12 protein-coding genes are annotated in these 18,018 nt (G+C 62.0%); 9 read left to right on the top strand and 3 right to left on the bottom strand.

The window, feature by feature from the left end; all coding sequences use genetic code 11:
• Positions 1–120: 120 nt before the first annotated feature.
• Positions 121–3,120 (bottom strand): choice-of-anchor M domain-containing protein, encoded by a 3,000-nt coding sequence (locus HMPREF2879_RS01190; RefSeq protein ID WP_070634622.1) that lies wholly within the window; start codon positions 3,118–3,120, stop codon positions 121–123.
• Between the two features lie 290 nt (positions 3,121–3,410).
• Between HMPREF2879_RS01190 and HMPREF2879_RS01195 the strand changes: the two genes are divergently transcribed.
• From HMPREF2879_RS01195 to HMPREF2879_RS01220, 6 genes are all read left to right on the top strand, one after another.
• Entirely contained in the window at positions 3,411–5,747 is a 2,337-nt protein-coding gene (locus tag HMPREF2879_RS01195; RefSeq protein WP_070634623.1) for a TIGR03773 family transporter-associated surface protein, read from the top strand.
• A complete protein-coding gene (locus tag HMPREF2879_RS01200) occupies positions 5,734–7,485 on the top strand; it encodes an anchored repeat ABC transporter, substrate-binding protein (RefSeq protein WP_070634624.1) in 1,752 nt (583 codons plus the stop codon). The genes HMPREF2879_RS01195 and HMPREF2879_RS01200 overlap by 14 nt, the downstream gene beginning before the upstream one ends.
• Before the next feature lie 94 nt (positions 7,486–7,579).
• The gene (locus tag HMPREF2879_RS01205; RefSeq protein ID WP_070634625.1) at positions 7,580–8,665 is read left to right on the top strand and encodes a choice-of-anchor M domain-containing protein; all 1,086 of its coding nucleotides are present in this window, start codon (positions 7,580–7,582) and stop codon (positions 8,663–8,665) included.
• Positions 8,662–9,558, top strand: a complete 897-nt coding sequence (locus HMPREF2879_RS01210) for a metal ABC transporter ATP-binding protein (protein ID WP_070634626.1) — start codon at positions 8,662–8,664, stop codon at positions 9,556–9,558. The genes HMPREF2879_RS01205 and HMPREF2879_RS01210 overlap by 4 nt, the downstream gene beginning before the upstream one ends.
• Entirely contained in the window at positions 9,555–10,409 is an 855-nt protein-coding gene (locus tag HMPREF2879_RS01215) for an anchored repeat-type ABC transporter permease subunit (RefSeq protein WP_012904337.1), read from the top strand. Before HMPREF2879_RS01210 ends, HMPREF2879_RS01215 begins: the two co-directional genes overlap by 4 nt.
• A gap of 296 nt (positions 10,410–10,705) precedes the next feature.
• Positions 10,706–11,776, top strand: coding sequence for an alcohol dehydrogenase catalytic domain-containing protein (locus HMPREF2879_RS01220; RefSeq protein WP_070634627.1), 1,071 nt, complete (start codon positions 10,706–10,708; stop codon positions 11,774–11,776).
• A gap of 523 nt (positions 11,777–12,299) precedes the next feature.
• On the opposite strand, the gene HMPREF2879_RS01225 is transcribed toward HMPREF2879_RS01220, so the two are convergent.
• The gene (locus HMPREF2879_RS01225; RefSeq protein WP_070634628.1) at positions 12,300–13,664 is read right to left on the bottom strand and encodes an NADH dehydrogenase; all 1,365 of its coding nucleotides are present in this window, start codon (positions 13,662–13,664) and stop codon (positions 12,300–12,302) included.
• A gap of 267 nt (positions 13,665–13,931) precedes the next feature.
• A complete protein-coding gene (locus HMPREF2879_RS01230; protein ID WP_070634629.1) occupies positions 13,932–15,497 on the bottom strand; it encodes an MFS transporter in 1,566 nt (521 codons plus the stop codon).
• Between the two features lie 209 nt (positions 15,498–15,706).
• Between HMPREF2879_RS01230 and HMPREF2879_RS01235 the strand changes: the two genes are divergently transcribed.
• The 3 genes from HMPREF2879_RS01235 to HMPREF2879_RS01245 all read left to right on the top strand — a co-directional run bounded on the left by HMPREF2879_RS01235 (position 15,707) and on the right by HMPREF2879_RS01245 (position 17,817).
• Positions 15,707–16,285 carry a TetR/AcrR family transcriptional regulator gene (locus HMPREF2879_RS01235; protein WP_070634630.1) on the top strand — a complete coding sequence of 193 codons (579 nt, stop codon included), beginning with the start codon at positions 15,707–15,709 and terminating at the stop codon, positions 16,283–16,285.
• 137 nt (positions 16,286–16,422) lie between these two features.
• Positions 16,423–16,743 (top strand): putative quinol monooxygenase, encoded by a 321-nt coding sequence (locus HMPREF2879_RS01240; protein ID WP_005508062.1) that lies wholly within the window; start codon positions 16,423–16,425, stop codon positions 16,741–16,743.
• Positions 16,744–17,004: 261 nt separating this feature from the next.
• A complete protein-coding gene (locus HMPREF2879_RS01245; RefSeq protein WP_070634631.1) occupies positions 17,005–17,817 on the top strand; it encodes an NUDIX hydrolase in 813 nt (270 codons plus the stop codon).
• The last annotated feature ends 201 nt before the right edge of the window (positions 17,818–18,018 follow it).

The raw sequence follows: 18,018 nt of genomic DNA on the forward strand, positions 1-18,018 counted from the left end.
CATGAAAAGCCTCCTGTTTCTTGGACTTTATTTTTGTTGTCCAAGAAACGGGAGGCAGTTCAGTTCACTCTCTCAGCCGCGGGGGCTTTATCGTATCAGCGTGTCCTCACGCAGCAAGCGCTAGGAGGCGCGGCGGCGAGAACGCAGCACCATCACAGTGCCCGCACCGAGCACCAGTGCGCCACCCACAGCCACAGACACCGCACCGAAACCAGTGCGCGCCAGGCCACCCTGCTGGGAGCTAACGCCACCCGACGCAGCAGACACACCAGACTGACCCAGGGAGCCGCCACCGGTACCACCGCCGGAGACACCGCCCGGGTACACGCCGCCAGCAGAACCATCAGCCGAACCCTCAGAGGAACCCTGCGCGTTCACATCACCGGCGGCACCGGAAGCACCAGCCTGACCGGACTGACCACCCTGCGCGGCACCAGACTGTGCGGAGCCGGGCTGGTTAGCACCAGCGGTACCGCCCGGGGTTGCCGAATCCACACGGCGCACACCGCTAAAGTCGTCCTTAGCCACATTCGGGTCCTTCGGCACGGCAGTCTCAAAGGAGCACGCATCCGACGCCTTCTTACCCACAGCAACCGCAAGCTGCTGCACCGGGCTGTTCACCTCAGTACCATCAGCCAGGGTCGCAGAATAGTGCACGTCAAACATGTACTGGCCGGGCTCAGAGAACACCCAGTTCGCGTGTGCGTGCGTCGCGTAATCAATGTCGATCGTGGTCTTGCCGGTCGTCGAATCCAGCAGCACATCCGCACCGTTCAGCGACTCGGTGAACATGCCGAAGCGCGCACCCTCAGGCATGACCTTCGGAACCACGTGCAAGCGCACGGGGCCGCGCAGCTGCGAGTAGTCGATGTCCTGCGTGTTGTAGCCGGGCCAGGGCAGGCCGCTCTGCTGGGTCTGCGGCAGGCCGTAGAAGGCGGTGCCGACCGGGCCCATGAAGTTCAGCTTCTCGTCAGCCATACGTTCGGTGCGCACACGGCGGGCGTTCTCGCTGACCGTCCACACGACCGAATCAAGCGGGCGCACGGTCGAATCAGCGTCAATGATGCCGCTGTCGTCACGCAGACCCACGGACAGCTGGCGGTCCTTCAGGGTCGCCTGAATGTCCAGGTGGCCGTGCGAAATCTTGGTGCGGCCGTCAATCTGGCCGGGCACGCACTGGTTACCCGGGGTTCCGGGGGTGGACGGCTGCGCAGACGGTGCCGGGCTAGTCGGAGCAGGGGCGCTCGGGGTCGGGTTCGCGGGTGCCGGAGTGGAGGGCGCCGGAGCAGGTACGCTCGGTTCTGCGGAGGCGGTCGGCACCGCAGGCACGGTCGGAACCTCGCTGGGGGACACCGACGGAACGGTGCTGGGCTCAGCGGAAGGAGCCTCGGAAGGAGCCTCGCTCGGCTCAGCGCTAGGAGCTTCAGTCGGCTCGACGGTGGGCTCAGCACTCGGCGACGGATCCACCGGAGCAGGCTTCGGCGCATCGCTAATGGGTGCGCTATCGGGAGCCAACGCACCGTGCGCAGTGTACTTCGTGCCCGGCTCGTAGTTCGCCGCAACCTCAGTGGTGGAGGCGGAAGCGTTCATATCCGGGTGGGTCAGCATCTTCACGCGCAGAGCCGTGCCCTTGTAGAACGACTCGTCACGGAAGGTAAAGCGCGCCACGCCATCCTCAACGGAGCCTTCCAGGTCGAGGTACGGGTACACCGGGTCATCCTGGGCGTAGAAGCCGCCGCGCATGAAGCCGCGCACCTTCGGGTCCTTGAAGCGGACCTCAACGGTGCTGAAGCCGTTACCGTTCGGGGTGACGGTCACGTCGTAGTCCATGCTGGTCGGCGTGTACTGCTCGGTGCTGAGCACGGTGTTCGCCTGATCCGGGATCTCTTCGGGCCAGGAGCCGTTACCGTCGTCGCTGTACACGCTCTCAGCCTTACCGGGCTCGTAAGTGAGCTTGTGCGAGATCCAGCGGGACGCCTCCGCGCTGTTCTCGTCGGAGGTGTCCGGGGTGAAGACCGCCTGCAGCTGGGAGCCCTCGCTACCGAGCATTTCAGACCAGGTGGCGGTACCGTTCACGACCGGCAGGTCAGTCAGGAAGTAGCCGTTGTTGTACAGGGTCAGGGTGCCCTTGAGGTTCTTATTCGCGGCGGTGAAGGTGATGTCGCTGAGCTTGTCGTCAGCGTCCTTGTTCTTAGCCGGGTCGGCGTCCAGGCGGTGCGGTGCTACGGACAGCACGTACTTTGCGGCGTCCAGGTCACCGACGGGTGCCGCATTGTAGCGGTCGACCGTGGGCACGGCGGTGGGGGTACCGTCACCGAGCACAGGCTGCATGCCGCCCACCTGCCAGACCAGCTTCGACGGCTTGGAGCTGATGATGCGGCCGTCGGTGGAGCGCGCCACGGTGCGGTAGGTGACCACGTAGCGGCCGGGGCGGGTGAAGGTCGTGGTGTTGTGCGTGTGGCTACCCTTATCGAGCAGCCAGGAGTGCCAACCGTTCGAGCTGCTGGAGAGCATGCGGTACACGTCAGCGGGGGCATCATCCGGGTTGTAGCGGAAGAGCTCCATGCGGCCGGGACCCTCAACGGAGAGAATGTCAGTGGCGAACACACCATCACGGAAACGCTCAGTGGGGACCTTCGTGGATGCGCCCAGGCCAGCCCAGATGGGGTCCTGGTTGCCGTAGGTCAGGTGCGGTGCCATGTAGAGGGTCTGGCCGGGTTCGCCGAGGAACGCCAGGGAGGGCGAGTCGCCCAGGGTCATGGTGTACTGCGACTTGCCGTCCCTGGTGCTGTAGCCCTTGCCGACCCAGTTGACGGTCTTGTCCAGTTCGTAGGTGTCTGCGCCGGTCTTGTAGGGGTTCGCCTCGTTCATGAGGACGAAGGTGCCGTTCTGCTCGTCCCAGTATGCCTTGGGGGCGTCAACGTGGCCCTTGGTGGTGACGATTTTGCCGTCGTCGGGGCCTGCTGCGGCGGGCAGGGAGGGGGCAGCGCCGGCGAGCGCGAGCAGCGCTGCGGCGGAGAGGAATGCGGCTGCGCGGCGGAGGGCGGGCTTGCCGCCGGGGATGAAGAGTGCGGGGGTGTGTGTGGTGACCCGTCGTTGGGTCTGCTTCTGAGAGCTCATGACAACCTTTCTCATTTTTCTATCCTCTAGGGTAGCTCTTTTGCAAATAATTGTCATTTAGAACCTAAGTGAGTATAGTGATTCTCAGAAACACGTGTGCGCCGAGGCGCGCCCAAAAACGCACACCACGTACATCCACAAAGAGAAAAACACGGCAGAGCGCACCCCGGACGCAGGGGAGAAACCGGCAGCAGGCCGCCGGGCCCAGCACCGGGCAAGCCCCGAAAGCAACGGGCCCCGAACACACCGGGCAACGCGCCAGCCAACGAGCAGTCATCCAAGGAGCCACCATGCAAGGACGCACCAAACCCCTGAGCCTACTCAGCGCAACCACCCTCGGATGCACCCTCGCACTCGGGGCGCCCCTCGCCCTCCCCCAGGTCGGCACCTTCACCGCCGCACAGGCGCAGGAAAACCAGGCTGGCGCCCAGGCAGGTACCGAGTCGCGCAGCTACGTCAACTACGAAGGTGACTACGTCATCGCGGGCGTACACACCGAAATGCTCAACGCATTCCTCGACGGCAACCAGTTCACCCTCGCCACCCTCGCAGACACCGGCCCCGGCCAGCAGGGACGATTCAACCCCGCCCGCACCGTCTTCCACCTGCCCGACGTCGAGGATGCACACACCAAGGTCGTAGCAGGCTACGACTACATTGCCCCCGAAGGCAAGGACATCTTCTACATTCCCTCCACCCGCACCCGCGGCCTGCTCTACCCCGGCCTCGGCGCGGAAGGAATCCGCCCCGGCGCGCTCAAGGACAACACCATCAACCTTGAACTCGTGCGTAGCAGCGTACCCGAAGGCGGCCGCGCCGAAGTCTTCACCGAATCCGGTCGCGACAACCCGCGCGTCTTCAGCACCAACGACAAGCTCGCACCGCACACCATCACCTCTGGCGGCCACGAGCACCTCAGCTGGGCATTCACCCGCGCCGGCATCTACCAGCTGACGTTCCGCGCCACCGCAACCCTTGCCGACGGCACCCCGGTCAGCTCCGAGGCGACCTACACCATCGCCGTGGGCACTAACGCTGAGGACGGCTTCAAGCTCCTGAATGCGCAGAACGCCGCAAAGGAAGCAACCAAGGACGCCACGAGCGAGGCGACCACTACCCCCGAGGCGACCTCCACCGCTACCGAGAGCGCCACCAGCAGCCCCAGTGCATCCGCTTCTGCATCTACCTCCGCAAGTGCTGAGGCGAGTGCTTCTGCTGAGGCGAGCGCATCCACCGGTATTCGCCGCGTGGATGGATCCGTGAACGGCCAGAACGCCGCGCAGGTGACCGACCCGAACGGCGCAAAGGCGGCGGCGAATGGTGAGCAGGCATCCCAGAGTGGATCCGGTGTAACCGCCATCAGCGGCACCGACAACACCAATAACGGCTCTGACAAGGGTAAAAACAAGGACGGCGGCAATAACGGCAGCTCCCGTAGCGTGAAGGGCTCCAACGCCCAGAACGTCACCGCACCCGGCAACGGCGGCGGCATTACCGGCAACGGTGTGCTGTCCTCCGGTCTGCCCGGTAGCCTGAACCAGCAGTGCATCGCCACCGAGGTTCCCGCGGAAGATGCCAAGGACTCTAAGGACGCTCAGAAGGACAACAAGCAGAGCAATCAGGCAGCCCAGGCACCGACCAGCATCCCCACCCTCGCCGTGGTCAATACCGCTGAGCACAGCGGCCGTGAAGAAGTCACCCACGGCCACTTCGACGTGGGCCCGATCCTCAACGGCGGCAACCTCACCAGCAGTGTGAAGGACGACCGTACCAGCCCCGCCCGCCACGTCTCCCCCGGCGCCCTCGAGTTCGTACTCAATGACGCCGCGAAGATTAACCTGCCCGCAGGCATGGAGAACATCGCCCCGGCGGGTACCCCCGTGCACATGATCGGTGCAACCCAGCAGCAGGGCGTGCCCTGGCTCGGCTGGAGCACTCAGGACCCCGAACTGCTCAAGCAGCTCGACGGCCCCGTCACCATGAGCCTCAACGGTTTTGAGGGCCCCGGCACGATGTCCACCTTCCTCTCCGGTAACTTCGGTTCCGCCGGTCAGCAGGTCTTCGATTCGCGGAGCGGCGGCTCCTTCCAGGTGCCCGCAAACACCCACCAGCACAGCAACTGGGTGTTCACCGCTGAGGGACGCTACACCGTGACTATCGGCTGGACTGCACGCCTGAAGAACGGCCAGCAGGTCAGCAGCGAATCGGTTCTGCACTTCACCGTCGGCAACCCCGATAACGCCCCGGCAAGCAACAACGCACAGGGTGGGGCAGAAACCAAGCAGGACGGCGGCAACGCTAACAACGCTAACGGCGCCAACAACGGCAGCGAGAAGAGCACCGCAAAGAACCCCGTCAACGGCACCGTCGACGAAGCCACCGGCATCGTTACCAAGCCCGACGGATCCAAGGTGCGCATCGTCGGTAAGACCGCCTCCGGTGAGGATTGCGCCCTGACCAGCCAGGAACTCGCCAACGCCCAGAAGGCAGCCGCCGCAGGTAAGCTGCCGAACACCGGTGTGGTCATCGACCCGTTCATGGTCAGCACCTCCATTCTGGCGCTGGCACTCGGTGCCATGATTCTGCGTTCGGCACGCCGAAAGGGCCGCAGCGGTGACACCGCATAGCGGGCATACCGGCAAGGGGTCACACACCTATAGTCGACGCGCCGCCCTCACCCTCGCCTCCCGCATTGCGGCAGGTGCCGGGGTGGGGGCTGGCGCCTTCGCACTGAGCGGATGCGCCAGCACCGAGAATGCCTCCTCCGACCGGATGCGCGTGGTCGCCACGACCCCGATTCTGGCGGATTTGGCGCAGCAGATTGCCGGGGAGCGCGCCAGCGTGCACTCCCTCGTGCCTGCCGGTGCTGACCCGCACTCGTATGAGCCGAGCCTGCGCGATATCCGCGATGTCGCCTACGCTCGCTGTGCCCTGACGAACGGTCTGCTGCTGGAACAGCGTAAGCTCAGCAAAATGGTTGAGGCGAACCTGCCCACAGGCGTTGTGTCCGTGGCGGTTGCGGAGAAGATTGAGCAGTACGGCGGCAAGCTGGAAGCCATTGTTGAGGATGCCTCCCTGGACTCCATCTGGCTGGGTTTGCGCGTTGAAGAGGGCGGGCAGAACGAGTCCGCCCCCGCCGACTCTTCGGATGCAGGAATGCGCTTTGAGGTGCAGAGCGTGCGAGCGCGTACCTCTACCGATTCCTCGAATGCGCAGCTGGCGGCGTTCATTACGCAAACCTTCGGTGCGGTGGAGATGCTGTGCGATTCGCATGCGCGCGGCGTGAACCTCACCCGTGAGGGGGACACCGCGATCCGCACCGGCGATATGGGTTCGCTGGAGCTTCCGTTGCAGGCGCATACGCACCTGTCGTGGGCGTTTAGTGATGCCGGCGAGTACGCCATTGAGCTGAGCGCCACCGCGGTCAATGCGCCGGAGTCGGTGCGTTCTTCGCGTGGCACCCTGTACTGCGCGGTCGGTCGTGACCCGCAACAGCTGGTGGACCGTCTGGCGAAGGAACAGAACGTTTCCGCCGCCGAGATCAAGGTTCTTTCTGCAGGTCACGCCGATATTACGGCACGTACCGGCGACGGCAGGCTCGTGCTTCGCGCGGATTCCTCCCAGGGCGCCGTAGAGTACGAACTGAACCGCACCGTGGTCGCGGTCCCCTCCCGCACCCTGCAGGAGGTGCCCGCCGGCGGTAGCTACCGTTTCCTGCGTTCGGGTGCTTCGGAGCATCGCGGTCAGGTGTATCTGCTGGCGCAGGCCGTTCTGGGCAAGCACGTGCACGGCGAAATCGACCCGCATATTTGGCATTCGGTACCGAACGCGAAGGCGAGCGTGCAGGTCATTCGTGACGCGCTCACCTCCGCTGACCCGACGGGTGCGAGCGAGTACGCGACCCGCACCGAGCAGGTCATGAAGGAGCTCGACGCCCTGGACGCTCAGCTGCGTCAGGTGTACGGTGCCCTGCCGGAGGCGGCACGCAACCTGGTCACCACGCATGACGGCTACCGCTACCTGGCGAGCACCTACGGGCTGCACATTGCCGGTTTTGTGAGTGCCAGCGCCAGTGGTGAGCCGAGTATTCAGCAACGTCAGCGCCTGCGTCGCACGGTCGAGGATTTGAAGGTTCCAGCGATTTACCTGGATAAGTCCACGGCGATGCGTTCACCGGTTCTCACGGAGCTGGCGCGGGAGGCGCAGGTGCGTACCGGGGTGCTCTATTCGGACACTCTGGATGCGCAGGCCCCCCACTACGCGCAGATGATGTTGGCGAATGCTCACACGATTGCGCTGTGCTCCGGGGCTAGTTCTGGCGGCGATTCTTCGGGTGCTAGCTGCTCGGAGGCTAGCACCTCGTAACCCGGTTTTTAAGCTACCCACAAGCTCATATAGCCGTATCAGCATATAGATAATCTTTCACACACCGTTTCGGTCATGATTCAAGGAAGTCCTCATGATGAACTCAACCACCCGCTCTTCTCGTAGCCTGTCCGCCCTGGCTCTGGGCGCCAGCCTCATGCTCGCACCCCTGGGTGTGGCACACGCGGAAACCACTCCGGCAACCGCCGAGAGCGCCTCCGCTCAGCCGAGCGACAGCAACCTGAGCCGCGGCGATCGCGCTCTCACCCAGACCCTGTCGGCGGAGCAGCCGGTCGCATCCGGCCGTACCGAAATTTCCGCCGGTCACGTGGATATGGGTCCTCGTTTCAACAACGGCAAGTTTGAGCTCATGCTCCACGACGACCACGGCGAGAGCCCCGTCTGGCGCAGCCTGGACGAGGTCATCTACCGCGGCAGCGATAAGGCCATCCTGGAGGTGCCGAACGACCCGCGCTACTCCTTCGTGGGCGCCCCCGCCGGTTCTAAGGTGTACGTGATTCCGCAGACCGAAACCAAGGGCGTGATTTGGCCGGGTTGGAACACTCAGGATCCGCAGCTGGTGTCCAAGCTGAACCGCGGCGTGAACCTGACCCTGGAGCAGGTGAGCGGCCCCGGCACGTTCAGCCTGTACCTGGAGAACGGCAACTTCTCAGCACCGCAGGTGCTGTGGTCCTCGACCAAGAGTGAGCCGCAGAAGCTGTGGGTTGAGAAGAACACGCACACCCACGCGAACTGGGTGTTCACCGCCCCCGGCGAGTACCTGTTGAAGGTCACCGCGAGCGCTGAGCTCTCTGACGGTTCGACCGTGACCGATACCCGCTACCTGAAGTTTGCGGTGGGTGACTCGGCGAGCGCCGATGCCCTGTACGCGATGGAGGCGCAGGCGCGCGGTTCTGCATCCTCGGGTTCGGCTTCTTCTGCTTCCTCCGATGCTTCGTCTACCTCTGCTTCTCAGACATCGGGTACTCAGGCATCCGGTTCTTCTTCTGCCGCCGCAGCGAGCGACCAGAGCGGTTACAAGGCAGAGTTCACTGTCCCCTGGGGTGCTATTGCCGCAGGCGTGGCAGCTGTGATTGCCGTGGGCGCGTTCCTTTCGTTCCGTCGCCGCTCCTCCGCGCAGCGTGAGGCACTGGATGAAGTGCGCGGTGACCGTTCGTGAGCGCGTCGGTAACAGCGGGCACTAAGTCAACGGTGAGCTCCGGGCCCGTCCTAGAGATTTCAAACCTGTACGCCGGCTACGCGCGCCGTTCCATCCTCAAGGATCTCTCTCTGACCCTGGAGCGCGGCGAGTTTGCGGGTCTGATTGGTGCTAATGGTGCCGGTAAGACCACGCTGTTGCGCACCATCCTGGGTCTGATTCGCCCGGCGTCCGGGCAGGTTCGGGTGTTGGGTGAGTCGCCGCGTGTGGCGCGTGCGCATATTGGTTATGTGCCGCAGAAGCACCAGTTCCAGTGGGATTTTCCGCTGACCGTCAAGGACACGGTGATGACCGGTCGCGTGCGTGAGATTGGGTTCTTCCGCCGCCCGGCGAAGAAGGACTGGGTGCAGGTTTTTTCGGCGATGGAACGCACCGATGTTCTGCATCTGCAGGACGCTTCCATCGCGGAGCTTTCCGGTGGTCAGCGCCAGCGAGTGCTGCTTGCGCGCGCCCTGGCGGCGAACCCCTCCCTGTTGCTGCTGGATGAGCCGTTTACGGGCGTGGATGCACCCACCCAGACCACGCTGACCCGCCTGTACCGTGAGTTGGCGGACGAGGGCATCACGATTCTGATGTCTACGCATGACATGCTGGCGGCGCGCGAATCCTGTTCGCGCCTGTGCGGCGTGCGCGGCAATATTCACCTGGATGGTCCGGCGGACTCTTTTAGTCTGGAGCAGCTGCATACGTGGTTGCACGGTCACGATATTGAGGAGGCGCAGGGTCACGCCCGCACGGGCTTCACCTGTGCCGGTGGTGCGTTGGATGAGTACGGCCACGAGCTGCCCGATTCCTGTGCTTCTGATCTTTCCCTCTCCCCCGCCCATACTGCTTCTACCGGGGGTGCCCGTTGATTACTCCTATCGATTTTCTTGCCGACCTGTTCAACCCGTCTCTGGCGTTTCTTCCGCGCGCCCTGGCGGCGGTGCTGCTCGCGTCGGTGGTTACCGGCGTGGTGGGCTGTCACGTGCTGATGCGTGGCATGGTCTTCATTGGCGATGCGGTGGCGCACTCGGTGTTCCCGGGTCTTGCGGTGGCGTTCGTGCTGGGCGGCAACCTGGTCATGGGCGGTCTGACTGCGGGCGTGGTGACGGCTATTCTGGTGGCTATTTTTAGCCAGAATCAGCGGCTACGCGAGGATTCTGTGATCGGTATTTTCTTCGCGGCATCCTTTGCGTTGGGTATTGTGATTATTTCGTTGGCGCCGGGCTATTCGGGGTCGGTGCAGGATTTCTTGTTCGGCTCGATTGTGGGTGTTTCGAATGAGGACATTACCCAGGCCGCGATTATGGGTGCCGTTATTCTGCTGGTGCTGTGGCTGTTCCACCGCCAGATTGTGACGGTCAGCCTGGACCGTGAGAGTGCCCGCGCGATGGGCCTGCCGGTGCTTGCCCTGGATATTGTGCTGTACGTTCTGGTGACCATTTCTGTGGTGCTGGGTTTGCAGACGCTCGGTAATGTGCTGGTGTTGGCGCTTCTGGTGATTCCGGCGTCGGCAGCCCGGTTGGCGTGCCGCCGTCTGGGGTCGATGATGGTGTTCTCGCCGGTGTTTGGCGGTATCTGCTCGATTGTTGGCTTGTACCTGTCGTGGGCGTTTAACCTGCCGACCGGTGGCACGATTGTGCTGTCGATGGTGGCGGCTTTTGTGCTGGTGTGGGCGGTGACGGCGGTTCGTTCGCGAGCGCGTGCCCAGCTGAAGAATTAAACTCAGCTCAACCTCGACTCAATCCAACTTTTCTCGATTAAACGCACGAGTAAACGCACGAGGCGCATCCCTGTTTGGGGGGTGCGCCTCGTGCGTTTTTTACAGGTCTTAAATACCCAAAGTGAATCATGTTCATGTTTAAAGAACCAAAAGATACACTCCGCGTAATAAAAGCGCATAATTCAACACGTCGGGTTTAATGAAAATACAACCTATCAAATATTTCTTATGGGTTGATACATGTAGTGATAAAGCAGTCACTACACCCTCATTAGAGCTTCAAAGAAGGAGTCACCATGAAGGCATATGTATATCACGGCCCCGACCAGAAAAGCGCCTGGGAGGAAGTCCCGAACCCCACCATTCTTGAGCCCACGGACGTTATCGCCCGTGTCGACACCACCACCATTTGCGGTACTGACCTGCACATCCTGAAGGGTGACTGCCCCGAGGTGGACCACGGACGCATCCTCGGCCACGAGGCTGTCGGTACCATTACCGAGGTTGGCTCCGCGGTGACTGACCTGAAGGTCGGCGACCGCATCATCATTCCCGCCGTGACCAGCTGCGGTAAGTGCTCCTACTGTAAGGCGAACCAGCCTTCGCACTGCCAGACCGTTGGTGGTGTCGGCTGGATTTTCGGTTACATGATTGACGGCACCCAGGCAGAGTACGTGCGTGTTCCCTACGCAGAGACCTCGGTCCACCTGGTTCCGGAGGGTCTGACCGATGAGGACGTCCTCTTCCTCACCGACGCACTGCCCACCGGCTTCGAGATCGGTATTCTGAACGGCAACACCAAGCCCGGCGACACCGTCGCTGTCGTGGGTGCAGGCCCCGTGGGTCTGGGCGCAATCATGACCGCTAACCTCTGCGGTGCCGGCCGCGTCATCACCGTCGACTTCGACGAGAACCGCATGAACAAGGCACTGGAGCTGGGTGCAACCGATAAGGTCAACGCGGGCGACCCGGACTTCATCGAGAAGATTAAGGCTCTCTCCCCCGACGGCCTGGGCGTGGACGTGGCAATTGAGGCTGTGGGCGTTCCGCAGACCTTCGAGACCTGCACCAAGATTGTTCGCCCCTACGGCAACATCGCGAATGCCGGCGTGCACGGCAAGCCCGTTGAGCTGCCGCTGAACACCATGTGGATTTCTAACGTGAGCATCAACATGGGTCTGGTCAACTGCAACACCGTCGGTAACCTGCTGAACATGGTCCGCTCCGGCCGCCTGAACGCTAAGGCGATGGCAACCCACCGCTTCACGTTCGACCAGTTCGAGGAAGCCTACGACCTGTTCAGCCACGCTGCTGAGCACAACGTGGTGAAGGTTGTTATCTCCCGCGACCCGGAGGTTGCGGCATAGACTGCGGTAGGCTCATATACCGCTCATACTGAAACCCCGAACGTTTGTGAGGGATTTCGGTGGGATGTATTCATGACACTGCGAACATCCCTAGGATTCGCCTCCGGGTGGGAGTGGGTAGGTCCCACCCGGAGCGCGAATCGTCCTCCCCTACCCCGAGATGCAGTTATTTTCTGAAGAGACTAGATTGTCTGAAAATTCAAGAGATGCGTCAGCTCGGGGTTTTCTGTTCCCTCAACCCGTTCTTTGGGCAACCCGTTCTTTGGTGGGTTTAGGGGCGGTTCCTCAAGCGTGATGCACCCTCTGCCGGGCGCTCTGCCAACCTGCTTCGGCGGGTTCTTCTGCCAGGCAACCTCTACCGGTGGAGGGGCGCATCATTTGGCTCTTCTTGGTCGGGTGGTACCTCCGATTCTGCTCGCCCTTGAAGGGAAAGGAAAAGGGTCGCACGCTTACGGTTCAATGGCGAACTCGTAGGCTGCGACCCTTTTCTCATGCCCGGTTTTCGGTGCCTCGGGCGGGCTATTTAGTTTTTAGGCTTCTCAGTACTGGGTTTTTCTCCGGCGGCATTCTTTTCACCGGTGTTCTCATGACCGGCAGCATCGTGCAGGATGCGGGTGAACGCCTCCGTGGGGTCGTCTGCCCCAGCTGCGGCAGAAGAGTCGGTGGCGCCTCCGATGACGGGTTCGGTGGGCGCATCCTCAACGGGTACTTCAGCCAGATTCTCGGCAGGTACCTCGGCAGGAGCCTCGACGGACACCTCCGCGACGATGGGCTCCTCCGAGGCGGACTCCGCAGAGGCAGGCGCCTCCGGAGCCTTCTGTGCATCCTCCGGCTTATCCTGAGCCGGCGCCTCTACAGGCTGCCCAGAAACACCCTGCTCAGTAGCTACCGGCTCACCGTGCGCGGATTCCTTCTTCGCATCCTTGTGCGCGTCCTTATGTTCGAGCCTGTAGATGATGCGCGGTTCCAGGCGCTCAAAACCAATCTTGGAGCGCACCCAGTTCACGAAGCGGTCGATACGGTCCTCACCCTCGGTGGTTTCCGCAACCCGGTAGTTGCGCGGCAGCATCACGCTGTCGCTGAGCACGCGCGGGTACTCATCAATCTCCTGAATACCCGCCATGTACATGTTCTCGCGGAACTGGTGAGCGAACTCCTGCTGACCGAGGAACAGCTGGTCGGCGTAGGTTTTAGCCGCCAGGCGCTCGCTGTAGGCGTCCTTGGAGTCGCGAGCGCCCTTCTTGGAGCCGTAAATATCCCAGAAGTAAAAGTACACATTGTTCGCGATAATGGCGGAGATAATGCGGTTCTGCAGGTACACGAGGGCACCGACGGCGACCGCACCAACAATCAGGAGCACCACGGCGAGCGGGGAGAGTGCAAAGTCAGACAGATTGCCGCGGTGGTTCGTGAACAGGCCAATCAGGTAGGCGATGGTGACCACGATGATGGGCACGCCGATGAAAATCACGGCCAGCGGAACCCAAATGTACAGCAGAGCACGTAGAATCAGGCGGTAGTAGCTAATCGAGTCGCCAATGGGGATGGGCGTGGGCTTCACGGAGGAGTGCGCACGCTTCATGAGCAGGCTGAACACGCGGTTGCTGTCGATGCCGACTTTACGCAGCTTCGATTCGAGGGAGGCACGTTTGAGGAAGACCCGGTAGTTTTCGAGGACGACGCGCTGGTCGGAGGTGAGGCTCTCCGGGTCAGGTAGCGCGCTGATATCCATGCCAGCTTCGGTCAGTAGCTTGCTCCACAGCTCTAGGCGTGCCAGTTCGGAGGGTTTTGCCGCCGCCTGCGCCTGGTAGTTCTTGTAGGAGATGAAGATAGTGCTGGCACCAATCAGCAGTGTGATGAAGGGTGCAATCCAGTCTTTGAGTCCCATGGTGGCGTTCCTCCTTGATTGTGTGGAGCCGCTGGTTCCTCGGTCTTTTCAGCGCGTCTTTTCAGGATGTCTTTTTGGGGCGTCCTTTGCGGGCGCGAGCCCACTGTGTTTACCGTACCACCGGCACCTGTGCTGAACCTTTAAATGCGCAGGTGGGTGCGTAAAAATAGCCCCGCCTCCCGATGCTGCGGTAGCGTCAGGAGGCGGGGCTCATGTATTCCGAATTAGTGTTCTCGCTGGGTTAGCGCGCAGAGTTAGTGCGCGGAATTAGTGGTCAGCGGGCTTCATTTCGCGCGGTGCCTTGCGGATCATGAAGTAGCTAATGACGGCCATAACACCCATGAGCACGGCGCTGAATGCGGAGCTCAGCACCACGCCGGAGTCGAAGGCAGCGAATGCGGAGGAGAGCAGCTGGTTCGCCTGCTCGCCACCCACCTGGCTTGCGACCGTCACGGCACCGCCGAGGGTTTCGTGGGCGTGGTCGGCGAGAGTCTCATCCAGGCCGTCGGGTACAACCACATTTGCGCGGTAGACGGCGGTGAGCATGCCACCAATGATGACGGTGCCGAGCACCGCACCTGTCTCGTAGGAGGTCTCCGAGATCGCGGATGCCGCACCAGCCTTACGCGGCGGCACGCTGGAGAGCATCAGGTCGTTCGAAATGGTCTGCGCAATACCGATGCCGGTACCGAGCACAATGGAGGTCAGGATAATCACCAAGTCGTTGTGCGCACCCAGGAAGGCGAGCACCGCGAACGCGGCAGCGTTGAGCGCCAGACCGAAAGACACCACCTGCGCCGGGTGGAAGTGCACCGCCACGCGCGCAATCACCAGACCGGCGATAATGGCCGCCAGGGTACCGGGAATCAGCAGCATACCGGCGTACATGGGCGGCAGGCCGGAGACCAACTGCAGGTGCTGGGAGGCGAAGTAGATGAAGCCAACGTACACCATCATGGAGATGAGGTTTGCGGTAATCGCGCCGGTGAACACGGTGTTGCGGAAGAGGCGCACATCCAGCATGGGCTGAATATCGTTCTTCTCGCGGTTGAGCTGGCGTAGCACGAACAGAACAATGAAGACCAGACCGCCGAGGATGGTGCTGATAGCCACCGCGTCAAAGCCATTCTCGGAGGTGTGGGTCAGACCGTAGGTAATGCCGGTCATGCCGACCATAATCAGCAGGATGCTCAGCGGGTCGACCGGGCTGGGGTTCGGATCCTTCGATTCGGGCACCGTCATGGGGGCAAGGATCAGGAAGGGAACCAGGATCGGCAGTGCCATGAGGAAGACGGAGCCCCAGTAGAAGTGCTCGAGCAGGAAGCCACCCACGATCGGACCCAGCGCGGCACCGGCGGAGAAGCCGGTTGCCCACACGGCGATGGCGATGCGGCGCTCATTCGCATCCACAAAGACGTTACGGATAATCGACAGGGTTGCCGGCATGAGCATGGCACCAAAAATACCGAGCAGGGCGCGGGCTATCACGAGCACCAGCGCGGAGGGCGCAAAGGCCGCCAGCGCGGAGATGGCCGCGAAGCCGGTCGAGCCGATGAGCAGCAGCTTGCGGCGACCAATGCGGTCGCCGATAGCACCCATGGGCACGAGCAGGGCGGCCAGAACCAGAGAGTAGGAGTCAACAATCCACAGCTGTTCAGCGGCGGAGGGGCGCAGCGCCTCAGCAATAGCAGGCACGGCAAAGGCCAGCACGGTGTTGTCAATGGAGACCAGGAGCACCGGCAGCATGATGACGGCGAGCGCGGTCCAGCGCTTAGCCTTCTGCTCGGGGGCATGGATGGGCAGAGACGTGGTCTGCGGGTTGTGATTCGTCATGGGTTGTTTTCGTGCGTCTATAAGGTATCGGCTGATGCGGCGGACGCGGCGGCATCAGCTCGGTCTGTCTTTTGGACTAGGTCTTTTAGTAAGTCTTTTAGTGAGGTTTTGGGGCTTGTCCGGGGGTTTTAGGTGTCCGGGTGGGTCCACAAACGAAAATTAACTATACCAACTGCACGGTATAGTTTCAAGCGGTTAGACTGGTATCCATGAGCACCCCCAACCACCGCAAACAACGAGCCAACAACTCTAGCGAGCACATCCTCGACACCTACGTCGACCTGCTGATTCGCTCGGGAGAACGCGCCGCAACCCTCGACGCCGTCGCCACCGCCGCCAAGGTATCCAAGGGCGGGCTACTCTACCACTTCTCATCCAAGAAGGCGCTCCTTGAGGCGCTCGCAGAACGCATCCTCACCCTGGCTGAAGAGGACTTCGCGGCGATGGAGCAGGCACCCGAGGGGGCAAGCGCCTACTACATCAATTCCTCCACGCCGGATAACACCCCCTTCGACCGTGCCCTCATTGCCCTCAGCCGCCTGGCACAGAACAATAATGAGCTCGCCCAGCAGACCATGAGCCGCGTACAGAATGGCTGGCATGCGCTCGTCCTCGCTGAGCTGGGTGATGAGCAGATTGCCCGCGCCGTGTTGCTTCTGGGTGACGGCATGTACTACAACGCGGCGTTCGGAAGCGACTCCGCCAACCCGCAGAGGGCAGCCGCCATCACGGCAGACCGTGCGGCACTCGAACGCGCCCTGCAGGTTCTCAAGGCGGCGGCTCGTTAAACCACAAAAGCCACTCAACACAGCGGTTAAAGCCACAAGCTAAAACCGCTACCTCAAACCCTATTCTTCAGCGCCGGCGAGCACCCGGGGCTTAAACTGGAAGGGTACGTATCTACTCTTCAACCTAAGGAGTTCCGATGATTTTCATTGCTGTAAAGTTCCCCGTCAAGCCCGAATACGCTGACCAGTGGATTGAGAAGACCCGCGCTTTCACCGAGGCAACCCGCGCCGAGGAAGGCAACAAGTTCTTCGAGTGGTCCCGCAGCATCGAGGACCCGAACGAGTTCGTTCTGCTCGAGGCTTTCAACGACGACGCAGCTGGCCCGCACGTGAACTCTGACCACTTCCAGCAGGCTCTGAAGGACATGCGCCCCATGCTGACCGCAACCCCGAAGATTGTTTCTCGCCTAGTTGACGGCGACGGCTGGGACGCTATGGGCGAGCTGCAGATTGACTAGTCCGCACCCCTGATATGCACCTAAAACTGCATAGTTAGATGTTGCATAAGTAGACGCTAAAGCGCCTCTCCTGCCTGTTCTATTGGACAGGTAGGAGGGGTGCTTTGGCGTGTCCGGTACCTGAACTTTTCCCCTTGACACGACGCGGATGGTACCGGTTTTCGACTCAGTGGGTGCCTTGCGTGCATTTTTACCCTATTAACCCCTTAAAATGGGTAGAGTATGCACACCTATCGATACCCATTCGCACAGGAGGTCTGAATGAGCATCGCATCCCAGCCTCTTCCCGGCGCAGTCGCCGTCGAAGAGCACAACGACGTGGACCACACCTCTGTATCCCTCGCCGTCTCGACCGTTATTCTGGCACTGCGCCCCAAGGAAAACGAAACCCACCCTACCCTGTGGCTGCCGCTGGTTCGCCGCCTCCGCGAGCCTTATAAGGGCCAGTGGGCGCTTCCTGGCGGTCCGCTCAACCCGAATCTTTCCCTCGAAGAGGCAGCCGCTTCGACCCTGAAGCGCGCAACTAACCTGCAGCCCGGCTACCTGGAGCAGCTCTACGCATTCGGTGACGTTCTGCGCACCCCCGAGGCGCGCGCCGCCCGCGTTGTGGGCGAGCCCGACCCGGCACCCGGCACTGATCACGAGCGCGTGGTTTCCGTGGTGTACTGGGCGTCGATTCCCGCCACCGAGGTCGCGAACACTCGCGTGCACGAGAACATCCGCTGGTTCCCGGTGGATGAGCTGCCCGAGCTCGCCTTCGACCACAACGAAATCATTGAGTACGCGCTCTACCGCCTACAGAACAAGGTCGAGTACTCGCGTATTGCGCACTCTTTCTTGGGCGAGGAGTTCACCCTGGCGCAGCTGCGTGAGGTGTACGAGGCGATTCTGGGTCGCACCCTGGATCCGGCGAACTTCCGCCGCCAGATTGCGGCATCGAAGTCGATTATTGACACCGGCCGCCGCGTGGAGGGCCCCCGTCACCGCCCGCCGCGCCTGTACCGTTACAACGACGCTCAGGCGTACGCGGATGCGGGCCCGCTGGGCATGTACCGCGAGCGCCACGAGGCGTAATAGCCTTTCGCGCGTTGTACGCGCGCAGATTTAATGCCTAAAAGGAGGGGCGGCACCGTGCGGTGTCGCCCCTCTTTTTGCGTTCTCTAGGGGGTATCGGCACTTGTCAGGCGGTTTTTCGGGAGGGTGTTTGACTCAGCACCCACACAGTTTCTATGCTTGAGCCATCAGCTCTCTATCCGCGCTACCCCACCGTGGGGG

This window comes from Rothia sp. HMSC069C04, from assembly GCF_001812895.1.
GTDB lineage: Bacteria > Actinomycetota > Actinomycetes > Actinomycetales > Micrococcaceae > Rothia.